This window comes from Pigmentiphaga litoralis (assembly GCF_014651835.1).
Lineage (GTDB): Bacteria > Pseudomonadota > Gammaproteobacteria > Burkholderiales > Burkholderiaceae_B > Pigmentiphaga > Pigmentiphaga litoralis.
Genome location: NZ_BMXQ01000002.1, coordinates 194,360 through 219,898 on the forward strand (window position 1 = coordinate 194,360; position 25,539 = coordinate 219,898).

At 65.3% G+C, this 25,539-nt stretch carries 20 protein-coding genes; 8 read left to right on the plus strand and 12 right to left on the minus strand.

Annotation, left to right across the window (positions count from 1 at the left end):
• The 6 genes from eutC to IE116_RS19455 all read right to left on the minus strand — a co-directional run bounded on the left by eutC (position 1) and on the right by IE116_RS19455 (position 7,758).
• Positions 1-981, minus strand: coding sequence for an ethanolamine ammonia-lyase subunit EutC (gene eutC / locus IE116_RS19430; RefSeq protein ID WP_189614924.1), 981 nt, complete (start codon positions 979-981; stop codon positions 1-3).
• Between the two features lie 10 nt (positions 982-991).
• On the minus strand, positions 992-2,386 hold the full coding sequence (locus IE116_RS19435) for an ethanolamine ammonia-lyase subunit EutB (RefSeq protein WP_189614925.1): 1,395 nt from the start codon (positions 2,384-2,386) through the stop codon (positions 992-994).
• Between the two features lie 203 nt (positions 2,387-2,589).
• A complete protein-coding gene (groL, locus tag IE116_RS19440) occupies positions 2,590-4,242 on the minus strand; it encodes a chaperonin GroEL (RefSeq protein WP_189614926.1) in 1,653 nt (550 codons plus the stop codon).
• Positions 4,243-4,309: 67 nt separating this feature from the next.
• Complete coding sequence (locus IE116_RS19445; protein WP_179588997.1) at positions 4,310-4,597, minus strand: co-chaperone GroES; 288 nt, start codon at positions 4,595-4,597, stop codon at positions 4,310-4,312.
• Positions 4,598-4,958: 361 nt separating this feature from the next.
• Entirely contained in the window at positions 4,959-5,729 is a 771-nt protein-coding gene (locus tag IE116_RS19450; RefSeq protein WP_189614927.1) for an SDR family NAD(P)-dependent oxidoreductase, read from the minus strand.
• Positions 5,730-5,763: 34 nt separating this feature from the next.
• Complete coding sequence (locus IE116_RS19455) at positions 5,764-7,758, minus strand: RecQ family ATP-dependent DNA helicase (RefSeq protein WP_189614928.1); 1,995 nt, start codon at positions 7,756-7,758, stop codon at positions 5,764-5,766.
• A 108-nt stretch (positions 7,759-7,866) separates the two neighbouring features.
• On the opposite strand from IE116_RS19455, the gene IE116_RS19460 reads away from it, so the two are divergent.
• From IE116_RS19460 to IE116_RS25985, 5 genes are all read left to right on the plus strand, one after another.
• The gene (locus IE116_RS19460; protein WP_189614929.1) at positions 7,867-8,217 is read left to right on the plus strand and encodes a hypothetical protein; all 351 of its coding nucleotides are present in this window, start codon (positions 7,867-7,869) and stop codon (positions 8,215-8,217) included.
• Between the two features lie 88 nt (positions 8,218-8,305).
• Positions 8,306-9,214 carry an SDR family oxidoreductase gene (locus IE116_RS19465; RefSeq protein ID WP_189614930.1) on the plus strand — a complete coding sequence of 303 codons (909 nt, stop codon included), beginning with the start codon at positions 8,306-8,308 and terminating at the stop codon, positions 9,212-9,214.
• Between the two features lie 98 nt (positions 9,215-9,312).
• On the plus strand, positions 9,313-10,743 hold the full coding sequence (locus tag IE116_RS19470; protein WP_189614931.1) for a cytochrome ubiquinol oxidase subunit I: 1,431 nt from the start codon (positions 9,313-9,315) through the stop codon (positions 10,741-10,743).
• A 4-nt stretch (positions 10,744-10,747) separates the two neighbouring features.
• The gene (gene cydB / locus IE116_RS19475; protein WP_189614932.1) at positions 10,748-11,755 is read left to right on the plus strand and encodes a cytochrome d ubiquinol oxidase subunit II; all 1,008 of its coding nucleotides are present in this window, start codon (positions 10,748-10,750) and stop codon (positions 11,753-11,755) included.
• The gene (locus IE116_RS25985) at positions 11,755-11,937 is read left to right on the plus strand and encodes a DUF2474 domain-containing protein (protein WP_189614933.1); all 183 of its coding nucleotides are present in this window, start codon (positions 11,755-11,757) and stop codon (positions 11,935-11,937) included. The genes cydB and IE116_RS25985 overlap by 1 nt, the downstream gene beginning before the upstream one ends.
• A 70-nt stretch (positions 11,938-12,007) precedes the next feature.
• Here IE116_RS25985 and IE116_RS19485 read toward each other — a convergent pair whose 3' ends face one another.
• The 4 genes from IE116_RS19485 to ggt form a co-directional block, all read right to left on the minus strand.
• On the minus strand, positions 12,008-13,192 hold the full coding sequence (locus IE116_RS19485) for an esterase-like activity of phytase family protein (RefSeq protein ID WP_189614934.1): 1,185 nt from the start codon (positions 13,190-13,192) through the stop codon (positions 12,008-12,010).
• A gap of 179 nt (positions 13,193-13,371) precedes the next feature.
• Positions 13,372-15,669 (minus strand): glucans biosynthesis glucosyltransferase MdoH, encoded by a 2,298-nt coding sequence (gene mdoH, locus IE116_RS19490; protein ID WP_373303088.1) that lies wholly within the window; start codon positions 15,667-15,669, stop codon positions 13,372-13,374.
• On the minus strand, positions 15,669-17,357 hold the full coding sequence (locus IE116_RS19495; RefSeq protein ID WP_189615775.1) for a glucan biosynthesis protein G: 1,689 nt from the start codon (positions 17,355-17,357) through the stop codon (positions 15,669-15,671). Before IE116_RS19495 ends, mdoH begins: the two co-directional genes overlap by 1 nt.
• A gap of 76 nt (positions 17,358-17,433) precedes the next feature.
• Positions 17,434-19,206 carry a gamma-glutamyltransferase gene (gene ggt, locus IE116_RS19500; RefSeq protein ID WP_189615777.1) on the minus strand — a complete coding sequence of 591 codons (1,773 nt, stop codon included), beginning with the start codon at positions 19,204-19,206 and terminating at the stop codon, positions 17,434-17,436.
• 149 nt (positions 19,207-19,355) lie between these two features.
• Here ggt and IE116_RS19505 point away from each other — a divergent pair, with 149 nt between their 5' ends.
• The 3 genes from IE116_RS19505 (at position 19,356) to IE116_RS19515 (ending at position 23,507) form a co-directional block, all read left to right on the plus strand.
• Positions 19,356-20,054: a response regulator transcription factor gene (locus IE116_RS19505; protein ID WP_189614936.1), complete on the plus strand. Its 699-nt coding sequence runs from the start codon at positions 19,356-19,358 to the stop codon at positions 20,052-20,054.
• Positions 20,055-20,131: 77 nt separating this feature from the next.
• Positions 20,132-21,427, plus strand: coding sequence for a sensor histidine kinase (locus IE116_RS19510; RefSeq protein ID WP_189614937.1), 1,296 nt, complete (start codon positions 20,132-20,134; stop codon positions 21,425-21,427).
• A 103-nt stretch (positions 21,428-21,530) separates the two neighbouring features.
• Entirely contained in the window at positions 21,531-23,507 is a 1,977-nt protein-coding gene (locus tag IE116_RS19515) for an LTA synthase family protein (RefSeq protein WP_189614938.1), read from the plus strand.
• Between the two features lie 78 nt (positions 23,508-23,585).
• Here the strand turns inward: IE116_RS19515 and IE116_RS19520 are convergent, their stop codons facing one another.
• On the minus strand, positions 23,586-24,155 hold the full coding sequence (locus IE116_RS19520; RefSeq protein WP_189614939.1) for a LeuD/DmdB family oxidoreductase small subunit: 570 nt from the start codon (positions 24,153-24,155) through the stop codon (positions 23,586-23,588).
• Entirely contained in the window at positions 24,155-25,462 is a 1,308-nt protein-coding gene (locus IE116_RS19525; protein ID WP_189614940.1) for a 3-isopropylmalate dehydratase large subunit, read from the minus strand. The genes IE116_RS19520 and IE116_RS19525 overlap by 1 nt, the downstream gene beginning before the upstream one ends.
• Positions 25,463-25,539 lie beyond the last annotated feature (77 nt).

Genomic DNA, 25,539 nt, shown 5'->3' on the forward strand with positions numbered 1-25,539 from the left:
TTACGGCCGCTCGAGCGTTGCCGGATCGGCGGCCGCGTCTGCCTCCAGGGCAGGGGCCGGTTCGCTCTCGTCCTTCAGTCCCACCCCGCTAAGTTGCAGGGTCAGCGACTGCCGCAGCATATGGCTGAGCTTGTCGGCGGCTGCATGGACCGGCAGGCCTTCCGGCCGCACGTTGGATATGCAGTTGCGTTCGCTGTCCATGCGCCCGGTGCGGGGCTGGTAGGTGAAGTAGATGCCCAGGCTGTCGGGCGACGTCAGCCCCGGGCGCTCTCCCACCAGCACGACCACCAGGCGGGCTTGCAGCGCCTCGCCAATGTCGTCCCCCACCGCCACGCGGCCCTGGTCCACCATGACGACGGGGGTAGCGGCCCAGTCGGTTGTAAACCGCTCGCGCAGGGCTTCCAGCAAGGGCAGGGCGTGACGTTCAACGGCGAAGGTCGACAGACCGTCGGCCACCACAAAGGCGAGTTCCGGCGCGGGCGGCGCGGCCAGCAAGGCCTCGCGGTCGGCCTCGTCCAGCCGCCGGCCCAGGTCAGGCCGAAGCAGGTAGGTCTGCCGGTCGGGGGCCTGGCTGCGGACCTGGGCGACACGAAAGCCCGCTGCCCGCAGGCGCGTGGCCAGGTCGGCGCTGTCCAGGGGATGGTGCACGGCATCGCGCGCCCGTGCATGGGCCAGGCCAAAGCGCAGCACCTCGGCGCTGGGCAGGCTGCCGCCAACGCGGCCGATGGCGATGCGGGCCGACGTATGCGCGCGCAGCGCGTCCCATGGGTCGGACTGGACGAGTGGGTCGTCGACAGGCGCGTCGCCCGTCCGGACGGCCAAGGACGGTTCGGGCAAGGACAGCCCAGGCGCAGACTGCTGCGATGCCGGTTGCGCAGAGACGGACTGCTCGGCCGAGGATGGCTCCTGAACCGACCGCTCGTTCAGCGTCTGCTTGGGCTCCTCCGGCTCCGTCGACTGACGGGATTCAAGGCTGCTCATATCGTGACTCCTATCGGCTCTGCGACAGATCCGGCAACTGCTGGAGCAGCGCGTGACCCGCCCCCACGTCCCGCAACCGGCCGGTGGTATCGGTAATCGCCATTTTTTCCAGCCAAGCTTCGAACTCCGGCGCGCGTTTCAGGCCGAGCACAGTGCGCAGGTAGATCGCGTCGTGGAAGGACGTGCTCTGGTAGTTCAGCATGATGTCGTCGGCGCCGGGCACACCCATGATGAAGGTGATGCCTGCCGCGCCCAGCATGGTCAGCAGCGTGTCCATGTCGTCCTGGTCGGCTTCGGCATGATTGGTGTAGCAGATGTCGCAGCCCATGGGCACGCCCAGCAGCTTGGCGCAGAAGTGGTCTTCCAGGCCGGCGCGGATGATCTGCTTGCCGTCGTACAGGTATTCCGGACCAATGAAGCCGACCACGGAATTGGTCAGCAGCGGCTTCAGTTCGCGGGCCACGGCGTAGGCGCGCGCTTCGCAGGTCTGCTGATCCACCCCGTGGTGCGACCCCGACGAGAGCGCGCTGCCCTGGCCGGTTTCCAGGTACATGACGTTGTCGCCCAACGTGCCACGATTGAGCGACAGCGCCGCCGCCCGCGCTTCGCGCAGCAGGTCCAGTGTGACGCCAAAGCCCTTGTTCGCGCCTTCGGTGCCCGCCACCGACTGGAAGACCAGGTCGATCGGCGCGCCCCGCTCGATCGCCTGGATCTGCGTCGTCACGTGGGTCAGCACACAGGTCTGTGTCGGGATCTCGAACCGGGCGCGCACGTCGTCCAGCATCTGCCACAGCCGGGTCAGCGCGGTCAGCGAATCGCTGGCCGGATTGATGCCCACCACGGCATCGCCCGCGCCGTACAGCAGGCCGTCGAGCATGCTGGCCGCAATGCCCGCGACGTCGTCGGTCGGATGGTTGGGCTGCAAGCGCACCGACAGCCGGCCCGGCAGCCCGATCGTGTTCCGAAAGCGCGTAATGACACTGCACTTGCGTGCGGCCAGCACCAGGTCCTGGTTGCGCATCAGCTTGCTCACCGCGGCGGCCATTTCGGGGGTGATGCCCGGCGCGGCGGCGGTCAGGGCCGCGCTATCGGTAGTGTCCAGCAGCAGCCAGTTGCGAAAGTCACCCACCGTGAAGTGGCTGATCGGCGCAAAGGCGGCAAGGTCATGGGTATCGATGATCAGCCGCGTGACTTCGTCGATCTCATAGGGGATCAGCACGTTCTGCAGAAAGTCGCGCAGCGGCACGTCGGCCAGCGCAATGCGCGCCGCCATCCGTTCTTCGTACGTCGACGCCGCCAGCCCCGCCAGTTGGTCGCCCGACCGCGCCGGAGACGCCTTGGCCATCAGCGTCTTCAGGTCGGGAAACACGTAGCCCAGCGATTCGAAGCGGGTGCGGTAGGACATGGTGGGCGGGCGTCTCGCGAAGTAGGCGTTTACCAGCGCCCATCATGGACGGGGGAATGCCTTGCAGGCAAGCAGATTCGGGCGGTGAGCCGGCTGACGCGCCCATAAAAAAACCCTCGACCGGAGTCGAGGGTTTTTTGTCGTGCAGCCCCCGGGCAAGCCCGGGGAGGTCGTACAGAGGTGTCGCGTAAAGGAAGCGGGACTTAGAAGTCCATGCCGCCCATGCCACCCATGCCGCCCATTCCGCCGCCGCCCATGCCGCCGGCAGGTGCCTTGTCGTCGGCCACTTCAACCACGATGGCTTCCGTCGTCAGCAGCAGCGAGGCCACCGATGCTGCGTTTTGCAGCGCGGTACGCGTGACCTTGGTCGGGTCCAGCACGCCGAATTCGATCATGTCGCCGTATTCGCCGGTCTGTGCGTTGTAGCCGTAGTTGCCCTTGCCAGCCAGCACCGCGTTGACGATGACGCTAGGCTCGTCGCCAGCGTTCGACACGATGGTGCGCAGCGGCTCTTCGATGGCGCGCAGGATGATCTTGATACCTGCGTCCTGATCGGCGTTGTCGCCCTTCAGGCCCAGAATGGCTTGCTTGGCACGGATCAGTGCCACGCCGCCGCCAGGAACCACGCCTTCTTCAACGGCTGCACGGGTAGCGTGCAGGGCGTCTTCGACGCGGGCCTTCTTTTCCTTCATTTCGACTTCGGTGGCTGCGCCAACCTTGATCACGGCAACACCGCCGGCCAGCTTGGCCACGCGCTCTTGCAGCTTTTCACGGTCGTAGTCCGACGTGGCTTCTTCGATCTGGGCACGCACTTGCTTGACGCGCGCTTCGATGTTCTTGCCGTCGCCAGCGCCGTCGATGATCGTAGTGTTTTCTTTCGCCACTTCGATGCGCTTGGCCTGGCCGAGTTCAGCCAGGGTTGCCTTCTCGAGCGACAGGCCGGTCTCTTCCGAGATCACGGTACCGCCGGTCAGGATGGCGATGTCTTCGAGCAGCGCCTTGCGACGATCGCCAAAGCCAGGAGCCTTCACGGCGGTGGTCTTCAGGATGCCACGGATGTTGTTGACCACCAGCGTTGCCAGGGCTTCGCCTTCGACGTCTTCGGCGATGATCAGCAGCGGACGGCTTTGCTTGGCGACTTGTTCCAGCACCGGCAGCAGTTCGCGGATGTTGCTGATCTTCTTGTCGTGGATCAGGATGAACGGGTCTTCCAGCGCGGCAACTTGCTTTTCCGGGCTGTTGATGAAGTAAGGCGACAGGTAGCCGCGGTCGAATTGCATGCCTTCGACGACGTCCAGTTCGTTTTCGAGCGACTTGCCGTCTTCAACGGTGATGACGCCTTCCTTGCCGACCTTGTCCATCGCGTCAGCGATGATCTGGCCGATCGAGCTGTCGCTGTTGGCCGAGATCGAACCGACTTGAGCGATTTCCTTGCTGGTGGCGCAAGGACGGCTGATGTTCTTGAGTTCGGCGATGGCGGCAGTCACGGCCTTGTCGATGCCGCGCTTCAGGTCCATCGGGTTCAGGCCGGCGGTCACGTACTTCAGACCTTCCAGGACGATCGACTGGGCCAGCACGGTTGCGGTGGTGGTACCGTCACCGGCGTTGTCGCTGGTCTTGGAAGCCACTTCCTTGACGAGCTGGGCGCCAAGGTTTTCGTACTTGTCTTTCAGTTCGATTTCTTTCGCGACCGACACGCCGTCTTTCGTGACGGTGGGGGCGCCGAACGAACGCTCGAGCACGACGTTACGGCCTTTCGGGCCGAGGGTGACTTTGACGGCGTTCGCGAGAACGTTGACGCCGCGGACGATGCGGGCACGTGCGTCGTCGCCGAATACAACTTGTTTAGCAGCCATGGATGTTCCTTGAGTAGGGGTCTAGAAGCGAAATCGGGTGATCAACACAGCAGAGCGCGGCAGGCGCTTACTGGATCACTGCCAGGATTTCTTCTTCGCGGATAACAATCAGTTCTTCGCCGTCGATCTTGACGGTCTGGCCGGCGTACTTTCCGAACAGGACCTTGTCGCCGACCTTAAGGTCAACCGGGCTTACCTTGCCGTCGTCACTCTTCTTGCCAGGACCGACAGCCAGGACTTCGCCTTGATCAGGCTTTTCAGCAGCGCTTTCAGGGATCACGATGCCCGAAGCGGTTGTACGCACGTTGTCGAGACGCTTGAGGATCACGCGATCCTGCAGGGGACGGAGGGCCATACAAACTCCTGATATACGAAAATTGACGTATGAATTGGAAAAAGGGGCTGAGTCAGCCAGGATCGGCAGTCCGGACACGCAAGGCGCCGCGGACACCGGATCGCAGTGGTGGGGCAGGCGGATGCAGGGCGTCCGTCGCTGTTAGCACTCTATGCGATCGAGTGCTAATTATAGGGACGGTGTTGCCCTGTTTCAAGGGCGGGCCGGATTTATATTTGTTTGTAAGTGCCGCGGAGCGGATCAAGGCGGCGAAGGACGCGTCGCTGGGGGTAGCGAGCAAGTGCTGGCTTTGTAGCACAGCGGCCGCGGGGTTGCCGCGGCCGCTGTCAGGGAAACTACCCGGTGCGGGCAGGCCGGCCGGTCAGGCGCCGCCCCACTGCATGGTCAGTCCGCCATCCATGGTCCAGGTCTGACCGGTCACGTAATCGCCGTCGTCGGACGCCAGGAACAGGGCCAGGCGGGCAATTTCTTCGGGCTGGCCCGGGCGGTGCCACGGAATCGCCTTCATCGACTCGGCCTTCTTTTCCGGATCGTCCAGGCGTTCCTGCGTCATGGGCGTCTGGATCAGTCCCGGCGCAATGTTGTTCACGTTGATCTTGTCTTCGGCCAGTTCACGCGACAGGCTGCGGGCCAGTGATCCGACACCCGCCTTGGCCATGCCGTAGGGGGCGCTTTCCGGTGTGGGCAGGTGCTGCGCGACCGACGAGATGTTGACGATGCGCCCGCCCGGCCCGGCGGCGCGGCGACGCTTGATGAAGGCGCGGCAGCAGAACAGCGGGCCCATCAAATCCGTGCGCAGGATCAGTTCGACCTGTTCGTCGGTCAGGTCGACGACCGGGACGCCGCCCATGCCCTTGCCGGCGTTGTTCACCAGGATATCCAGGCTGCCGAAGGTGTTGATTACCTCGTCAAAGGTGCGTTCGACCGATGCCGAGTCGCCCACGTCGCCCTGGATCACGATGGCGCGGCGGCCGGCGGCTTCGATCAGGCGGCGGGTTTCCTCGGCGCCGTCCTTGTCGGTGTGATAGGTGATGGCGACGTCGGCGCCTTCCTGCGCAAACAGGGCGGCGATGGCCTGGCCAATGCCCGAATCGGCGCCCGTGATCAACGCGCGTTTGCCTTGCAATTTCATTGAGTGCTCCTGTCAGGGTTGCAAAAGGACGGCATCAGGCGCTGGTGACACGCTCGGCTGGCTGCACGAAGCTCGCCACGAACGCGCGATGCGCGCCGTCCTCGAATGACACGGTGATGGTGTCCGCGTCCACCCGTTCAACGGTGCCGGTGCCATGACGGCGCACGCTGACGATGTCGCCCGGGGCGAAGGGGGGACGGGGTTTGTCGGCCGCGGCGGGTGGGGCGGTCGCGGCCGGTGTCCCCGGCACGGCGGCGGTATCCGCTTTGACGGCGGCGGTGTCCACGGACTGCACCGGGCCGCTCGCCCTGCCCGACCGGTCATGGGCGGCATTGGCGGCCACACCGCCCATGCCCCCGCCGCGTCGTGCCATCAGGGCGTCGTCGCGGCTCACGCGGATGCTGGCGTCGCCAGGCGTCTGCACCGCGTTTTCCACGGCCTGGCGGGCCGATGCCGCGGCGATCCGGCGGCAGCTGTCGCAGGTGCCGCAGGGGCCACTTTCCGATGTCGCATCGAAATGCGCCAGCAGCGCCTGCCAGCGGCATGCGCCGCTATGGGCATACGCCACCATTTCTTCGAGCATGGCGCGGTCGTGTTCCCGCTTTTCGCGGTAGGCCGCAGCCAGCGCCTGCAGGTCGCGATCCACCACTTCTGCGATCGCCACACGCAGGTGGCCCTGCCTGTCCTTGACGATGACTTCGTGGTCCAGCAGCAGGCTGATCGACACCTGCACCTTGCTGCGTGGGCGTTCCAGATGCTCGCACAGCGCATCGGTGGTCCAGCCTGCCGCGGCGGTTTCCGGGGGATGGAGCAGGGCTGCGTAGACCGCGCCCACGTCATCGGCCGACGGATATTTGCCCGCCATGAAGAAGCGCTGCACGGCCTGATCCTTGTCATGGAACAGCAGGGTGCACTGCGCCACGTCGCCATCGCGCCCGCCGCGGCCAGATTCCTGGTAATAGGCGTCCAGGCCCGACGGCGTCTGGAAATGGATGACGAAACGGATGTCGGATTTGTCCACGCCCAGTCCGAAGGCATTGGTGGCGACCATGACGCGGACGTCGCCCGTCATGAACGCGTCCTGGCTGGCCCGCCGCTGCGCCGAGCCCATGCGGCCGTGGTAGCGGCCCACCGACTCACCGGTTTCGGCCAGCGCGCTGTAGACCTGTTCCACCGCGGCGACCGTGGCGCAATAGACCATACCGGCGCCTTCGGTGCGCTGCACCAGGTCGCGAACGCGGGACAGCTTGGCCTGTTCGTCGGTGACCGTCTCGACGGCGTAGTGCAGGTTGGGGCGGAAGACGCCGGTGTTGATCACCGCCGCGTCTTGCATCTGCAATTGTTGTGTCAGATCTGCGATGACTTCCTGCGTGGCCGTGGCCGTCAGCGCCAGCACCGGCGGGCTGCCCAGCGCACGCGCCGCCGCCCCGATCTCCAGAAAGGCGGGCCGGAAATCATGGCCCCACTGCGAGATGCAATGGGCTTCATCCACCACCAGCAGGCTGATCGCATGGGCCGACAAGGCCTCCACGATGTCGGGCGAACCCAGTCGTTCGGGCGTGGTGAACACGATGCGCGCGGACCCGTCGGCAATGGCTGCCTCGGTCTGGCGGGCCTCGTCGGATTCAATCGCGCTGTTCAGCTGCACCGCGGCGATACCCAGGGCGCGCAGCTTGTCGCACTGGTCTTTCATCAGCGCAATCAATGGGGTGACGACCACCGTGCACCCCGGCAGCATCAAGGCCGGCAACTGGTAGCACAGCGACTTGCCCGCACCGGTCGGCATGACAGCCACCGTGTGCTTGCCGCGCAGGACCCGGTCGATGACCGCCGACTGACCTTCGCGCAGCCGTTCCAGCCCGAACACGTCGCGCAGCAGGCGCCCGATGTCGGCCTTGTAGGTCGCGAAGGACGCTCGGCCCGATGCAGCGCGGGACGATCCCGGACGGCGGGACGGCGCCTTGGTGGCGCGGCGGGGCGGGGCCTTGCGGGCAGGGGACGATGCAGCGACAGCGGTAGCGACAGGCATGAGGAAGACGCAGCGATGAACGATGGTGAGCCTTCCTGCGCAGATTCTGTGCCCGGCGGACGGCACGCTATGTGCTGGAAAAGGTCATCCAGGAGATAAGGAAACACCATGCCAGACACCATCAATCCCCTCGTCAAGGAACGCCTTGCCGACCAACCCGACATGACCGGCGGCGCGCCCCGGCCCAAACACGTGGACGCCGACGATCCGCCTGTGTCCACCATGGACAACGTGCCGCGCGCCGAGCGTCATGACCAGCCTGGTTTCGACCAGGCCGTGGCGGCCGAAGAGTCGCAGGCACGGGTTGGCACCTTGCCCGGTACGGATGAGTACGCCGATGCAGCCCGTACTCGCGCCCACAGCCAGCCCGAGAAAGCGGCCGGCGACGGCGACCTGGAGCAGGGCACGGCCCGCCAGGGCGGTCCCGTGGGCGGCCAGCGCACGAACGACAAGGACTGACCGGCCGCTGGCGCGCGGGGCGACGTTCATCCCGGCGCCCGTGCTGCCTCGCGCCGCGTCTTCACCCAACCCATTCAGGAGCCTTCTGATGTCGAATGACCAGACCCCCAACCAATATGCAATGCAAAATCCGCTGACCCAGTACCCGCAGCCGCCGTTCCCCAAGCAGGAACAGCCCGAGCCCGGGCTGGACATGAAAATGAATCCCCCGCCCGATCATGGCGAGAAAACCTATCGCGGCTTTGGCCGTCTGGCGGGCCGCAAGGCGCTGATTACCGGCGGTGACTCGGGCATCGGCCGCGCCGTGGCCATTGCCTTTGCGCGCGAAGGCGCCGATGTCGCCATCAACTATCTGCCCGAAGAAGAGCCCGATGCAAAAGAGGTCGTGCAACTGATCGAGGAAGCCGGCCGCAAGGCCTTTCCGCTGCCGGGCGACCTGACCAGCGAGTCCTTCTGCAAGTCCTTGATCGCCAATGCGAGCAAAGCGCTGGGCGGGCTCGACATTCTGGTCAACGTGGGCGGCAAGCAGTTGACGCAGGAAACGATCGAAGACATCACCACCGAACAGTTCGACGCCACGTTCAAGACCAATGTGTATGCGCTCTTCTGGCTGTGCAAGGCCGCCGTGCCACTGATGCCGCCAGGCGCGACCATCATCAACACCGCGTCGATCCAGTCGTATCAGCCGTCTGGCGGCCTGCTGGACTATGCGTCCACCAAGGCCGCTATCGTCGGCTTTACCAAGGCGCTGGCCGAACAGATGGCGCCGCGCGGCATCCGGGTGAACGCCGTCGCCCCGGGCCCGTTCTGGACCGTGCTGCAACCGACCGGTGGCCAGCCACCAGAAAAGGTCGTGCATTTTGGTGAGCAGTTGCCGATGAAACGCCCGGGTCAACCGGCCGAGCTGGCGCCGGTGTATGTGCTGCTGGCTTCGCAAGAGTCGAGCTTTACGACGGGCGAGGTTTATGGCGTGACAGGCGGCAAGCCGACGCCCTGATCGGGCCGCGAGGGCGGAGGTTTCTTCCTGTCGCGGCATGCTTCTGGCTGGCATCCAGACAGCTGCCACGGCAGGCGCCGCCTTGCATGGAGATCAGAATGTTTGGCCTTACCGCATTGGAACTGGCGCGTATCCAGTTCGGATTCACCATCTCGTTCCACATCATCTTTCCAGCGATCACCATCGGGCTGGCCAGTTACCTGGCCGTGCTCGAAGGCTGCTGGCTCAAGACCCGCCGCGCTTTCTATCGCGACCTGTATCACTTCTGGCTCAAGATATTTGCCGTCAACTTCGGCATGGGTGTGGTGTCCGGACTGGTCATGTCCTATCAGTTCGGCACCAACTGGAGCTACTTTTCCACGTTCGCCGGCAGCGTGACCGGTCCGTTGCTCGCGTATGAAGTCCTGACTGCGTTCTTTCTTGAAGCAGGCTTTCTGGGCGTCATGCTCTTCGGCTGGAGCCGCGTCGGGCCGGGCCTGCATTTCTTTTCTACCATCATGGTGGCGGTCGGCACCCTGATCTCGATGACGTGGATCATCTCGTCCAACAGCTGGATGCAGACGCCGCAGGGCCACGCGATCATCGACGGGCGCATCGTGCCGCAGGACTGGTTGGCCATTATCTTCAACCCGTCGTTTCCGTATCGGCTCGCGCACATGGGCGTCGCCGCCTTTCTGGCCACGGCGCTGATGGTGGGCGCCTCGGGCGCGTGGCATCTGCTCAAGGGCAATGACAGCAGGGCGGTGCGCAAGATGTTGTCCATGGCCATGTGGATGGCGCTTATTGTTGCGCCGCTGCAGGCGGTGATCGGCGACCTGCACGGATTGAACACGCTCAAGCATCAGCCGGCCAAGATCGCGGCGATCGAAGGACATTGGGAAAAGTCGCCGCCAGGTGAAGGCGTGCCGCTGATCCTGTTCGGCCTGCCCGACATGGAGCGGGAAGAAACGCGATACGCCGTCGAGATTCCGAAGCTGGGCAGCCTGATCCTGACCCACAGCCTGACGGGCGAACTGCCTGTGCTCAAGGACTTCGCGAAAGAAGACCGGCCCAATTCCACGGTGGTGTTCTGGTCCTTCCGGACCATGGTCGGCCTTGGCCTGCTCATGATCCTGCTCGGACTCTGGAGTGCGTGGCTGCGCTGGCGCGGGCGGCTGTATACCTCGCGCGGCTTTTTCCGGTTCGCGGTGGCGATGGGTCCGGCGGGCATCCTGGCGATCCTGGCCGGCTGGTACACGACCGAAATCGGCCGACAGCCTTGGGTGGTCTATGGTGTGATGCGTACGGCCGACGCGGTCTCGAAGCACGATGCCATCCAGATGAGCGTAACGCTGGCGCTTTTCGTGGTGGTGTACTTCGTCGTGTTCGGCGCAGGGACGGCCTTCGTGCTGCGGCTGATCGGCAAGGGACCGTCGTCTTTCGAAGGCGCCCAACCGCCCCTGGGCGGGCCCGGCGAAGAACGCCAGCAGATGCGCCCGCTGTCGGCCGCGGCCGATGCGACGCCTTCCACCCACACGACCGGGAGCTGACGCCATGGGTATCGACCTTGCGCTGATCTGGGCGCTGATCATCGTGTTCGGCGTGATGATGTATGTGGTGATGGATGGCTTCGATCTGGGCATCGGCCTGCTGTTTCCGTTCATGCCGGATCGCCACGACCGCGACGTGATGATGAACACCGTGGCGCCGGTGTGGGATGGGAACGAGACCTGGCTGGTGCTGGGCGGCGCGGGCCTGCTGGCCGCGTTTCCGCTGGCCTATGCGGTGGTGTTGAGCGCGCTCTACCTGCCGGTCATCCTGATGCTGATCGGTCTGGTGTTTCGCGGCGTGGCCTTCGAATTCCGCTTCAAGGCGAGCGACAATCGCCGGCACTTCTGGGACAAGGCATTCATCGGCGGATCACTGCTTGCGACCTTTTTCCAGGGCGTGACGCTGGGGGCGTATATCAACGGCATTCCGGTCAAAGACGGGGCCTTTGCGGGGGGCGCCTACGACTGGCTGACCCCGTTCAGCCTGTTCACGGGGGTGGCCCTGATCGCGGCCTATGCGCTGCTGGGCAGTACCTGGCTGGTCATGAAGACCGAAGGCGAGCTGCAGGCGCGCATGCGGCGGCTGACACGTGTCGCGGCCTTGGCGGTGTTCGGCTTCGTGGTGGCGATCAGTATCTGGACGCCACTGGCCCATTCGGCGATCGCCGAACGCTGGTTCACCCTGCCCAATCTTTTCTGGTTCGCGCCCGTGCCGGTCCTGGTGGCGGTCGCGCTGGTGTCGCTGCTGCGGTCCTTGCGGACCGAGTCGCATGCCCGCCCGTTCGTCTCTGCGCTGGCCCTGGTGTTCCTGGGCTACACAGGGCTGGGCATCAGCCTGTGGCCCAATGCGATCCCGCCGTCGATCACGATCTGGCAGGCGGCGTCACCGCCGCAAAGCATGGGTTTTGCGCTGGTGGGTGCGCTGCTGATCATTCCGGTGATCCTGGCCTACACGGCCTGGAGCTATTACGTGTTCCGCGGCAAGGTGCGGCACGGCGAGGGGTACCACTGATGACCGAGAAGAACACATCAACCAAAACCGCCGACACGATCAACGACATCCAGCGCCCCTGGTGGAAACGCATGGGGTGGCTGCTGCTCATCTGGGGAGGCAGCGTCGCGGCGCTGGGCGTGGTGGCCTGGCTGTTCCGGATGCTGATGCGCTCGGCGGGCATGATGCCGCCGGGCGCATGAAATTCGGATTTGTGTGCAGACAGGCGGGCGGCGTCGCCCGCCTGTCCCCTGTTCCCTGTCCCCTGTCCTGTTACGGCTGCACGTCGAACACGATGATCTGGTTGCGATCCGTGGCCGAGTCGGCGGTCGGGAAGTTGTCATCCGCAACGATCACCAGCGAGTCATGACCATTGGGCAGTTTGGGGCCGAATGTCATGCCTTCCAGATTGGCAATGCCGCCCAGCTGGGTCTTGAGCGTTTCGAAATCCAGCACCAGGCGTTTGGTCAGGGGCGTGTAGGCCGCTCCCGTCAATGACGTGGTGTTGAGCACGTTGCTGGCCTTGCTGATGTCGACTTCGTACAGGCGGATCTGGTTGCCCGTCACGCCAACCGAAAAGCTGCGCTCCAGCACCAGGAAGCGGGTGTTGGTGATGGCCAGGATTTCGGTCGCGCCGCTGACCGAGAACTGGTCGGCCGGCACCGGCGCAACCTGCACCTTGTCGACTGGGTAGACGTATTGCGAGACGGCCACGCCTGCTGCGCGATTGAACACGGTCAGGCGCGCCAGGCCACCGGCGGTCACGGACGGTGCGGGGCCGTCTTCGAACAGCGGGCCTTCCATCAGCACGGCTGTGCTGAGCGAGTCGGGTGTGAACGCCAGCCCTTCAAACGCCAGGTTGCCGCGCGCGCCTTTTTCGGTGCGCGCCATCTGGAACATGCTGGGCAGGGTGTACTCACGCACATGGGTGCCGTCCGGCCGGATCTCGCGAATGAACGGGTTGATCAGGCGTTCAGCCGTCGTGCCGCTGGCCAGGGTGCGATCGCCTTCGCTGGTCCACACATAGTTGCCGCTGACCGGGTCGACCCGGACCGACTCGGGGTCGGCCACCAGCGGATCGGGCACCTTCGGATAAACCGCGCCGCCGGGCTGCTTCATCGTGAAGGTCGACTGCATCTGCACCGACGAGAAGGTCGTGGCGTTGAAGGTCAGCGCGCCGGTGTACATGCGCGGCGGGGTGGGCGAGTCGGTGGTGGTGCGGTCATCCGAGATGAACACATAGCGCTGGCGCGCCGCGTCGTAGTCGATGCCCGACAGGCCGCCCACGACCGTGCCCTGGAACTCGCCGCGGCGGGGCAGCACCTGCTGGCCGATCAGCTTGAGCGAGCCCACGCTGCGTTCCGGATTGCTGTCGTCGTCATCACTGCCGCAACCGGCAAGGACCAGCAGGGGGAAGACGGCACAAAGCAGCGCAGCGCGGGGCAGGCGGGAGGACATGATGAGGGAAATGGCGCGAAAAGGGGAAGAGGCGCAAGCCTAGGCTTCGCGAATGACCGGGCCGTGACAGGAAGCGGCGTCGTGGCATCTGGATGCACATGACGGCGCCCCAAACGACAACGCCCCGGTCCTCAGACCGGGGCGTTGCATTCACCACAGGCGACGACGATAGCGTCAGATCACGCCGCCAACCCTTCCGTCGGCCGTGCCTGCACCAGTTGCCGATGCACTTCCCGCAGCACCACCGGGTCGTCCAGCAAGCGGATCTTTTCTGGCTCGGGCAGGGTCTCGGGACCCCGTTCCAAGGCCCGCGCAATACGGGTCGCGCGGCTTTCGGCAAGCAGCGGGGTGGCAAGATGCCGGCCTGTCGCCATCGCGGCCGACAGCGCATTGACCTTCGGATCGTGCAGCGCGTCGGCAAAGCCCGGGCTGGGCAAGGACGCATTGTTCTGCTGCGTGTAGGTCTTGGTGTGAACCAGTTCCACGGGCGGATGCGTTTCTTCCGGGATCTGGAACAGGCGATTGCGATACGCGGCCTTGCCCAGCGCCACGCGGCTCGACAGCACCGACAGCGGAATCGCCAGCACCAGCGACAGCAAGATCGGAATCATCCACCACAGGAAGTTGGGGTTGAGCCAGGCCACCAGCGCGCCCCAGCACAGACCCAGCAGCGTCTGCAGGCCATGGCGGCGGGAGGCTTCGCCCCACGACGTCTGGTTGTTGTCGCGCTTGGGGGAGTTCCACTGCACCGACATGCCCAGGAATGCCGCCACCACGAAACGCGTGTGGAAGACCATGCGGATCGGCGCCAGCAGCATCGAGAACAGCACTTCGCAGAGCATGCTCCAGAACAGCTTCACGCCACCGCCATATTCCTTCGCACCCTTGGCCCAGACCAGCAGCACACTGAGGATCTTCGGAAAGAACAGCAAAATGGCCGTGGTCGAGAACAGCGCAATCGCCTCTTCGGGGTGCCACTGCGGCCACACCGGGAACAACTGGTGGGGCGCCACGAAGTACTGCGGCTCGGTCAGGGTATGCACCGCCAGCAGCGCCGTCGACAGGGCCAGGAACAGGAACCACAGCGGCGCCGATAGGTAGGACATGACGCCGGTCAGGAACACCGCGCGGTGCACGGGGTGCATGCCCTTGACCAGGAACAGCCGGAAGTTCATCAGGTTGCCCTGGCACCAGCGCTGGTCGCGTTGCAGTTCGTCCAGCAGGTTGGGCGGCAGTTCTTCGTAGCTGCCCGGCAGGTCGTACGCGATCCACACGCCCCAGCCCGCCCGGCGCATCAATGCCGCTTCGACAAAGTCGTGCGACAGGATGGCGCCCGCAAAGCTGCCCTTGCCCGGCAAAGGCGCCAGCGCGCAATGCTGGATGAAGGGTTCGAGCCGGATGATGGCGTTGTGGCCCCAGTAGTGCGACTCGCCCAGCTGCCAGTAATGCAGGCCGGCCGTGAACAGCGGGCCGTAGATGCGGGTGGCGAACTGCTGCACCCGCGCATACAGGCTGTCCATGCCGGCGGCACGCGGCGCGCTCTGGATGATGCCTGCCTCGGGGTTGGCGTCCATCAGCACGACAAGGCGCTTCAGGCATTCGCCGCTCATCACGCTGTCGGCATCCAGCACCACCATGTACTCGTAGTTGGCGCCCCAGCGGCGGCAGAAGTCGTCGATGTTGCCGCTCTTGCGTTTGACGCGGCGGCGGCGGCGGCGATAGAAGATCTTGCCGAAGCCGCCCACGGCCTTGCACACTTCCACCCAGGCGCGCTGTTCGGCCACGCAGGTGTCGGCCTTGTAGCTGTCGCTCAGGATGAAGAAGTCGAACTGCGCCAGTTCACCCGATCGTTCCACCGATTCATAGGTGGCGCGCAGACCGGCCATCACGCGGGCCACGTCTTCGTTGCAGATGGGCATGACGATCGCGGTCCGGGTGGACTTGTTGATCGGCATGCCTTCGGCCGCCGTGCCGGAAATGCTGTAGCGGTCCCGTCCTATCATCAGCTGCAGAAAGCCCATCAGGGCAGTCCAGAAGCCGGCCGACACCCAGCAGAACAGCAGGGCGAACAGGAACAGGATCGCGATTTCCAGGATCTGGCCGCCCTGGTAGGGCAGCACGGCCTTCATGTACCAGGTGGCCACCACCGTCTGCACGATGACGGCGATCAGAAGGCACATGCGGCGGGCGCGGCCCGCCGTCTTCCATCGCGGTTCCTGCGACTGGTCGCGGCCCGCCTTGGCGGCCCGGGCCTTGCCGCGGATGCTGCGCCAGCCGCGCACCAGCGGATTCGTGATCCAGGGCTCGGGCACCATCGAACTGCGGCGCATGGGCGGCGTGGCGGCAATACACGCTTCGCCGTCGGGCGCGACATGCACCAGGCCGGCCGCGTCCATTTCCGGACCATAGGCGCGTGCCAGCGCCTTCCGGTCGTTCGGGACCGCGGCGCTTGCGCCGTCGTCAGGAAGGACACTCATCATTCAGCCGTCTCGTTGGCGGGCAATTGATAGCTCCAGGTTTCCGATACCTGCGTCTGGCCGTTGACCAGCGCGGCGCGCATCTCGACCGGCTTGGTGGGGTCCTTGACCTTCAGGCGCAGGGTGACACGCCAGCCCCCCGTGACCGGATTGCGGCGCAGGCTGTTTTCCATGACGTCGGCATTGCCGTTGTTCGAAAAGCTGAGCGACACCGGCACGGGCGGATCATTCTTCCTGGCCGTGGCGGGCGCCGTAAAGTCGATCATCAGCGCCAGGCTGCCATCCGCCCGGCGGATCAGGTCGGCGCCTTTGAGTTCACCGGCCGACCGCAAGGTCTGGACCACGCGGGCCAGCTTGGGGTCCTGCAGCTTGGTTTCGTTGCGCGTGAAGCGCAGCGTGTAATCCAGGTCCAGCGCCGCGCCCGGCTTGGGCTGATTTTCCGGCACCCAGAACGCAACGATGTTGTCGTTGGTTTCGTCGGCGGTCGGGATCTCGATCAGCTCGACACGGCCCTTGCCCCAGTTGCCGCTGGGTTCGACCCACAACGACGGGCGGGTTTCGTAGCGGTCATCGATATCTTCATAGCGGCTGAACTCGCGGCCGCGCTGCTGCAGGCCGAATCCCTTCGGATTTTCCATGCCGAACGAACTGGTCGACAGGCGGCGCGGATTGTTCAGCGGGCGCCACAGCCATTCGCCGTTGCCGGCATGGAAGGCCAGGCCGTCGGAGTCATGCAATTCCGGCCGGAAGTTCGACGCCGTGGTCGGCTGGTTCGAGCCGTACAGGAACATGCTGGCCATGGGCGCGATGCCCAGCTTGGCGACCGGCGCGCGCAGGTACACGCGCGATTTCACGTCCACGGTCGTGTCTTCGCCGGGATTGATGGTGAAGCGGAACGCGCCGGTGGCGCGCGGCGAGTCCAGCAGCGCATAGATCACGATGTGCTTGTCGGCGTTGGCCGGGCGCGAGACCCAGAACTCGCGAAAGCGCGGGAATTCTTCGCCCGAGGGCACCGCCGTATCGATGGCGAGGCCACGTGCCGAGATGCCGTACTGCTGGCCCTTGCCGACCACGCGGAAGTAGCTCGCGCCCAGGAACGAGGCAATCTCGTCATCGGGCTTTTTCGAGTTGTTGAGCGGGTACAGCACCTTGAAACCGGCAAAGCCCAGGTTGTTGAGCGCCTTGGCGTCCGGCTTGCGAGGTCCGAAGTCGAAGTTGTTCGGGTCGTACTTGATCTCGCGGACGCCTTCGGCATCCACTTCATTGATCTTGATGGGCAGGTCGAAGTACATGCCCTGGTGATGGAACACGAGTTCAAAGGGCGACTTGTTGTCGGCCCAGTGGTACTTCTCGCGCTTGAGCTGGATCTGCTGGTAATCGGCAAACTTCAGGTCGCGCAATTCCCGCGGCAGGGCGCTGGTCGGTGCCTTGAACTTTTCATTGGAGAGCTCTTTGGCTTTCCGGGCGACATCATAGAAATTGAACGCGTGCGCAGATGTGGCACTCACGGCCCCGGAAACGGCCAACAGACCCACGATGAACGAACGGGTCAGTCGGGCGTACGCGCGATGGGCAATAGTGGAAGACTCAGTCACGGAACCTCTTAACGTCTGGCAATAGAAAGGGGTAAGGCTGGGCAAAGCTTTGGGGGATTTTAGAGGGCACTGCAAGATCCGATACCCCCTCATGCCACGCAAGTAATACGATGTTGCATCGGCAACGAGGTAAGTCGCCATTCACGGGCTGTTGCAGAACAGGGTTGGGCTAATGCCCCAGCGCGGTGCCTTCTCTGCGAGGGTCGGCCCCCGACTGCAACCCACCATCGGGCGTGATCGCGATCGCATGCACGCCACTGGGGAACTCATGCAAGGTTACATGATGGCCGCGCTTTTCCAGCGCGGGAATCAGGGAATCGAGCCCTGTACCGGCTTCCAGCTCGGTATCGCGGTTGCGGCTGCCCCGGTGCGCAAGCGCAACGGCCGCCTGGATATCGAGCTTCCAGTCCAGATTGGCGACGATGGTTTGCGCGACATAATTGACGATGGCGCTGCCTCCGGGCGATCCCACCACCAGGCGTAGCCGGGGCGGGCGGCCATCGGCTGACGGCTCCATCATGACCGTCGGCGCCATGGTGCTGCGGGGCCGTTTGCCCGGTTCGACCCGGTTGGCCACCCGCCGGCCTTGCGCATCCACGGGCGACAGCGAAAAGTCGGTCAGTTCATTGTTGAGCAGGAAACCGCCAACCAGGATCTTGCTGCCAAAGGCCTGCTCGATGGTCGACGTCATGGCCACCGCATTGCCGTCGGCATCGACAATCGACAGGTGGGTGGTCGACGGCAGTTCGGGCGTGTCGTCCAGCCCCAGCCGCACCAGACCGCCCGGCACCGGATCGCCTGGCGCGGCGCGGCCCATGGACTGCGTCGGCGAAATCAGGGCGGCACGCCTGGCCAGGTAGGCGGGCGCGACCATGGCGTCGACCGGCACCGGCTGGAAGGCGGGGTCGGCCACGTAACGCTCGCGGTCGGCATAGGCCAGCCGTCCGGCTTCGCTGAACACGTGGACGGCATCCACCGAATCGGGCGCCAGCCGGTCGATGGGCGTATGGGCAAGAATGCCCAGCATTTGCGCAATGGCGATGCCACCGGAACTGGGGGGCGCCGCGCCGCATACCCGGTACTGGCGATAGGGCGCGCAGACCGGCTCGCGTTCCAGCGCGGCATAGGACGACAGGTCGGTGCGCGACAGGGTGCCCGGCACCGGGTGGCTGGCCACGGCGTCCACCATGCGTCCGGCAAGCGCTCCTATATAGAAGGCGTCGGCCCCTTGCGCCGCAATCGTGCGCAAGGTGGCAGCCAGGGCGGGGTTGCGCAGCCGGTCGCCCACCTGCAGCGGCGTGCCGTCGGGACGAAAGAAATAGGCGCGGGCCGCCGGCTGGCGTGCCAGCGCATCATTGCCGGCGATCAGTGCGGCCAGGCGTGGTGTGACCCGAAAGCCGTCTTCGGCCATGGCGATCGCCGGCTGGAACAGGTCGGCCCAGGGCAGCTTGCCGTGCCGGCGATGCGCCAGTTCCAGCATGCGCAGCACCCCCGGCACCCCGACCGACTTGCCGCTGTTGACGGCGTCAAAGAAGGGAATCGGGCGACCGTTGCGCATGAACAGGTCTTCGTTCACCCGTGCGGGGGCGGTCTCGCGGCCGTCAAAAAACCGCACGGCGCCATCGTTGGCTGCGAAATGCAGCAGAAAGGCGCCGCCGCCAATGCCCGATGATTGCGGCTCGACCAGCGTCAGCACCATTTGCGCCGCAATGGCCGCATCGACCGCGCTGCCGCCGCGCCGCAAGGTCACGTAGGCCGCATCGGTGGCCAGCGGGTGCGCGGTGACCGCCATCAGGTGGCGTGCTGTCACCAGCGCCTTGGCGGTCACGCCGCTGGCGGCTTCGGGATTGGCATCGACGCCGGCATCGGCCAACGCCCGCTGCCCGCCGGCGCACAACGCCAGCGCAGTCAGCAGGGTCGCCAACAGCGATCGACAGGTCAAGGCAGGCATGGGATTCCGTTCGTGGGCGCGGTGCGAGGCAAAACCCGGCGCAGGCAAAACCTTAACGCATTTTGATGAACGGGCAGATACACTCAGCGGCTGAACGGCGCCCCGGTCCCGGTGGCGGCCGCCCTGACAGTGTTCCCACCATGATCGCGCTGCTTCCCCGTGTCCTCATCATCGAGGACGACCTGACGATTTCGGCCAACCTGTGCGCCTTCATGGAAGCCAAGGGCTTTGCAGTCGACGTGGCCTACGACGGCGCGTCGGCCCTGTACCGGCTGGGCGTCGACAGCTTCGACGCCATCCTGCTCGACATCGGGCTGCCCGCGCTCGACGGCATCACGGTGTTGCGCCGCCTGCGGACCGAGCTTCGGCTGGCCACCCCCGTGCTGCTGGTCACGGCGCGCGATGAACTCAGCGACAAACTCGACGCGTTTTCGCACGGCGCCGACGATTACGTGACCAAACCCTATGCACTGGCCGAGGTCGAAGCGCGGCTGCGGGCCTTGTTGAATCGGGCCAGCGGGGTGGTCGCCAACCCCGTGCGTGAATTCGGCCGCCTGGCGTTCGATGCGCGGACGCGGTCGGTGCGGGTGGCGGGCAAGCCCGTCAAACTGACGCCCAAGGGCAGCCGGATCGTCGAAGTGCTGATCCGGGACCCTGGCCGTGTCGTGCCGCGCAGCGACCTGGAATCGGCCTTGTGGGGCGACGATGTGCCCGAGCGCGACGCGCTGCGCAGCCAGATCCACCTGCTGCGCAAGGCGCTGGCCGATGCCGGCTTTGACGGGCTCGACACCGTGCACGGTGTGGGCTACCGGCTGGTCCACGCCGCCGGGGACGCCTGATGGCGCGAGTGGCCGGATCGACGGGCCCAGGCGCACCCAGCCGTCCAGGCGCAACGGGCACGAGCCGCTTCGGTCGCATGACCTTGAAGCAGCGGGTGACCTGGGCGCTGACAGGCGCCGTTGCGCTGTTCGTGGCGCTGCAGGCGGCGCTGGTGTACCTGGTGCTGGACGAGCAGGAAGACGCCCTGGTCGACCAGATCGTGACGACCGAAGCCACGCGCCTGGTGCAGCGGCTGGCGTTGGGCGAAGTGGTGCCGCCCGAGAGCGGCCCGCTGGAATTGGGCCCGAGCCTGAAGGCGTGGGTGGCGCCGCCCGGGGGCGCCCACGATGAGATTCCGGCCAGCATCCAGGCCCTGGCTCCCGGGGCCTACCAGGTCACTCCGGATGAGTCGGTGTGGCATGTGATCGTGACGGACTCGCCGTCGGGCCGTGTCTTTGTGCGCTACGACGCCACCGACAACGAGGAACGGGTGTACGAGTTCGGCGCGATCCTGCTGGGCTTGTGGCTGGCCTGTTCGCTGGCGGGCTTCTGGCTGTCGCGCTCGGCGGCGGGGCTGATCCTGCGGCCGATGATGGAAGTGACGGATCGCGTGTCGGGCTGGGCGCCGGGGGCACCCGCGATCAAGGTAGACCGCGATGATGAAGCTGGCCGGCTGATCGAAGCCTTCAGCCGCGTGCAGGACAGGGTCGAACAATCCATTGCGCAGGAACGCGAGTTCTCGGCCAATCTGAGCCATGAAGTGCGCACGCCGTTGACGTCGATCCGCACCGATGCCGAAATGGCCGCGCTCGATGCAGCCGTGTCGCCGCCGCTGCGCGACCGGCTCCTACGCATCATGCAGAACGTCGACGAGATCGGCTCGACGCTGGAAACGGCGCGGGCCATTAGCAGCGCGCAGGCCGGCCCCCGCACCCCGGTAGTCCTGGCCGAATGCCTGGACGATGCGTGGAGCGGGCTGAGCGAACGCGGCCAGCGCGCAGGCCTGGTGCTGGTCAATGAACTGCCGCCGACTGCCGTCGCGGAACTGGACCGGTATGGCCTGCTGATCGTGCTGCGCAACCTGATCCGCAATGCCATCGATCATGCGGCGCCGGCCACCTTGCGGGTCACGGCAAGGGGCAGCGGGCTGGTGGTGACGGACAATGGCCCGGGCATTGCGGCGCCCGATCTGCCCTTCGTGTTCGAACGCTATTACCGGGGACGATGGAAAGACCGGATGGAAGCCGGGCCGCCTGACGAAGCGGGCCGCGAACGCGGCCTGGGGCTGGCCATTGCCAAACGCGTGTGCGATACCCAGGGGTGGAAGCTGACTGTCACGTCGAGCACCGACAGCGATACCCACCACACGGCGTTTTTCCTGCAATTTGCGTGATGTCCGCCTGATTCGACGCAAATTCGACATGGCTTCAACGGGGATTCGACACCCGCGTCCGTAGTCTTGCTCCGGTCTGCCCTGGAGCAAGGAAGTCCCCATCGTGTCGTCCGTTAAAACCCTGCCGCCTGCCGCGGCCCTGTTGCCCGTCAGCACGCCGTTGTCCTGGCAGAACGGGCGTCTTGCCCTGTTCGGCCTGGTCTGGCTGGCCTATCTGGCCACGTCCTTGGTCACGCGCGTCGCGCTGTCGGCAATCAGCCTGCACGACGGGCTGGTCGGCTGGGCGATGCTGCCGCGCGCCTTCGCCATGGGCGTGCTGCTCGACGCCGTGACCGGTCTGTATCTGTGCGGCGGTCTGGCCGTCTACCTGTGGCTGGCGCCGCGCCGGCTGTATGCGTCGCGATTCGGGCGGCGCCTGATCGTCGCGGGCTTTGTCTTCAGCATCGCAGCCTTCGTGTACCTGATCGCCGCCGAGATCTTTTTCTTTGACGAGTTCAACGCGCGCTTCAACTACACCGCGGTCGAATACCTGATCTATCCGACCGAAGTCTTTACCAATATCCGCGAGTCCTACCCGGTCGGCCGCGCCTTGCTCACGGCGCTGTCGGTCGGGCTCAGCGCCACCTTCCTGCTGCGCCACCGCATCCGTCAGGCGTTCCTGGATGACACCGCCACCCTCCGGGCGCGCACGCTGGCCATGCTGGGATTTGCCCTGCTGGTCGCGCTGTCGCTCGAAGGTCTGTCGCTGCAAAACGCCCAAGGCGCAAACACGAATCGCATCTCGGGCGAACTGGCGGACAACGGCGTGTATTCCTTCTTCAGTGCACTGAAGAATGCCGACATCGACTACGACCGCTATTACGCCACGCTGTCCGACACGGATGCCGCGGCCCGCCTGCGTCATCTGGTGCAGCAGTCCAACACGCACTTTTTGCCGCCCTCGGTCACCAGCCACCCGCTGGCGCGCCAGGTCGACAACAGCGATCTCGGACCGCCGCGCACGCTGCACGTGATCGTGCTGCTGCAGGAATCGCTGGGATCCGAATTCGTCGGCAGCCTGGGTGGCCGCGACCTGACGCCCAACGTGGATCGCATTGCGCGCGAGGGCGTCAGCTTCACGCATCTGTATGCCAGCGGCACGCGCACGGTGCGCGGCATGGAAGCGCTGACCACGTCGCTGGCGCCGGTGCCCCCCGAAGCCGTCGTCAAGCGCAGCCACAACGAAGGCTTGTTCAACCTGTCCACCGTGGCCCGCTGCGCGGGCTATGCGCCCACCTTCATCTATGGCGGCTACGGCACCTTCGACAACATGAATGCCTTTTTTGGCGGCAACGGGTGGCGCGTGGTGGATCGCGTGGACATGCCCAAGCCGCGGTTTTCAAACATCTGGGGCATTGCCGATGAAGAGCTCATGGACAACGCGCTCGACGTGTTCGACAAGCAGGTAGCCAACGGCGAAAAGATATTTTCGGTGGTGATGAGCACGTCCAATCACAAGCCCTTCACGTTCCCGGAAGGTATTGCAGGCGTGCAGGCCAGGGGTGGCGGACGGGATGCCGGCGTGCGTTATGCCGACTATGCCATCGGCAAGTTCTACGACAAGCTCAAGACCCGGCCGTGGTATCGCGACACGGTGCTGGTGGTGACGGGGGATCACGGCGCGCGCGTCTATGGCCGCGCGCAGATCCCGGTGCCGACCTATTCGGTGCCCTTCATCGTGCACGCCCCGGCCTACCTTGCGCCCCAGCGTGTGGACACGCTGGCCAGCCAGATCGACATCGGCCCGACGCTGCTGGGCATGCTGCACCTGTCGTACGAGTCACGTCTGCCAGGGCGCGACATCTTGCGGATGACGCCGGACGACGGCTATGCCGTGTTCAATCACAACCGCAATATTGCGATGATGCGCGGCGACCAGGTCGCCACGCTCGGCTTTGGCAAGACGGTGCAGACGGAAACCTACGATGCGGCCACGGGCGAACTGCGCCCCGCGCCGCACAACCCGGTGCTGGAGCAGGACGCGCGGGCCATGTTCCAGATGTCCTATGACCTGTTCGCGACGGGGCGGCAGCGGGAGTAGGGCGGTGCCGGCGGGCAGGCGCACGCGCCGCCGAAGGCAGGTGGGGCGGCGGCCACGCCACCATCGCAAGCGGCCTGTTCAAGCCCGCGCCGGCATGCGACCCGTTGCCCGCGCATACGCGAACAGTCCGCCCGCCGTCACGATGTCGGCCAGTTCGCCCACCGGCTCGGTCGGCACGTTCACGCCTCGCGCCTGCACCACGACACGGCCTTCATCGACATGCACTTCGACCTCGTCGCCGGTACGCACCGTGTCGTTCAAGGCAACCTGCGCGACCACCGGCAAGACCTCGCCCGTCGACACACAATTGCGGAAAAAGATGCGCGCAAACGACTGGGCCACCACGGCTTGAATGCCCGCCGACCCCAGTGCGATCACCGCATGTTCCCGCGACGACCCGCAGCCAAAGTTCGCGCCCGCAATGATGACGGTATAGGCACAGGCGCCGGTGACCGGATCCACGAACGGCAGCGCGTCGTCGGGCAGGCCGCACATGGCCAGCTTGCCGAGCTCGGCGTAGCCGTCGGGGGTGGACGGATTGATCTTCAGATATTCGGCCGTCAGGATCTGGTCCGTATCGATGTTGTTGCCCAGGACATAGGCGGTGCCGCGAATCACATTGCGGCCGGTGGAAATAGTGGATGACATCAACGACTCCTCAAATAATCGGCCGGGTTGGCAATGCGCCCGCGGATGGCCGACGCGGCCACGGTGTACGGCGACGCCAGGTACACCTGCGCGCCCTTGTTGCCCATGCGGCCCACAAAGTTGCGATTGGTGGTCGAGATCACGCTGATGGCATCGTTGACCCGGCCAAAGGTATCCGACGGCCCGCCGCAGCACGCGGCGCATCCGGTTTCCGACGACAGCAGGACCCCGGCATCAATCAGAATGTCGTACACCGACTCGCCATCGATATGCGTGCGGATCAGGCCATGGAACACTTCTTTGGTCGCCGGCACCGCATAGGTCGGCACCGACACGGTGTGCCCTCGCAGCACACGCGCCGCTTCAACGAAATCTTCCAGCTTGCCGCCCGTGCACGAGCCGATATAGGCCTGCGCCAACGGCACGTCGGACAACTGGTCCACATCGGTCACGTTGTCGGGGCAGTGCGGCTTGGCCACCCGCGGTTGCAGGGTGGTGACGTCGATGTCGATCACCTGCGCATAGACCGCGTCTGCATCCGGTTCCATCACCTCGAACGGAATGTCGGTGCGCTCCGCCAGGTAGGCCAGCGTGGCCGCGTTGGGCACCATGATGCCGTTCTTGGCGCCGCACTCGACCACCATATTGCACAGGGTCATGCGCGATTCCACCGACATGGCATCGACCACTGCGCCACCGAATTCCAGCGTCATGTAGGTGGCGCCTTCGATGGTCAGGCGGCCGATCAATTCCAGGATCAGGTCCTTCGCCATCAGGTGCGGCGGCATGGTGCCGTGGTAATTGACGCGGATCGTTGCGGGCACCTTGAGCGGGAGGGTGCCGGTGCCGAGCGCGAACGCTGCATCGGTGTTGCCCACGCCGATCGAAAACGTCCCGAACGCACCTGACGTGACGGTGTGCGAATCGGTGCCCAGCAGCACTTCACCCGGCCGGTTGTGGCCCCCTTCGGCCAGCGCGATGTGGCAGACGCCCTTGTAGTCCTTGGTGCCCACGTCATAGAAATGCGTGATGCCCTGCGCCTGCGCAAACGTGCGCATCAGGCGGATGTTCTGGTTGGCCAGCGGATCGGCCGTGTAGACGAAGTGGTCGGGGATCATGATGAATCGGTCGGCGTTCCACACCTTGGCGTCTTCGCCGAACTCACGCTTGAACACCCCCACCACGCCGGGCATACAGGGGTCGTGGGACATCAGCACGTCCACCTTGGTCCACACCACATCGCCCACCGCCACATGATCGCGGCCACTGGCTTTTGCCAACACTTTCTGACTCAGTGTCTGTTGCATGTCTGCTCCTTGAACAATGACGATCAAGATAGCAGCGGCTGTTCATATGGAAAACAATAACTGCTAGTATCGCGTGA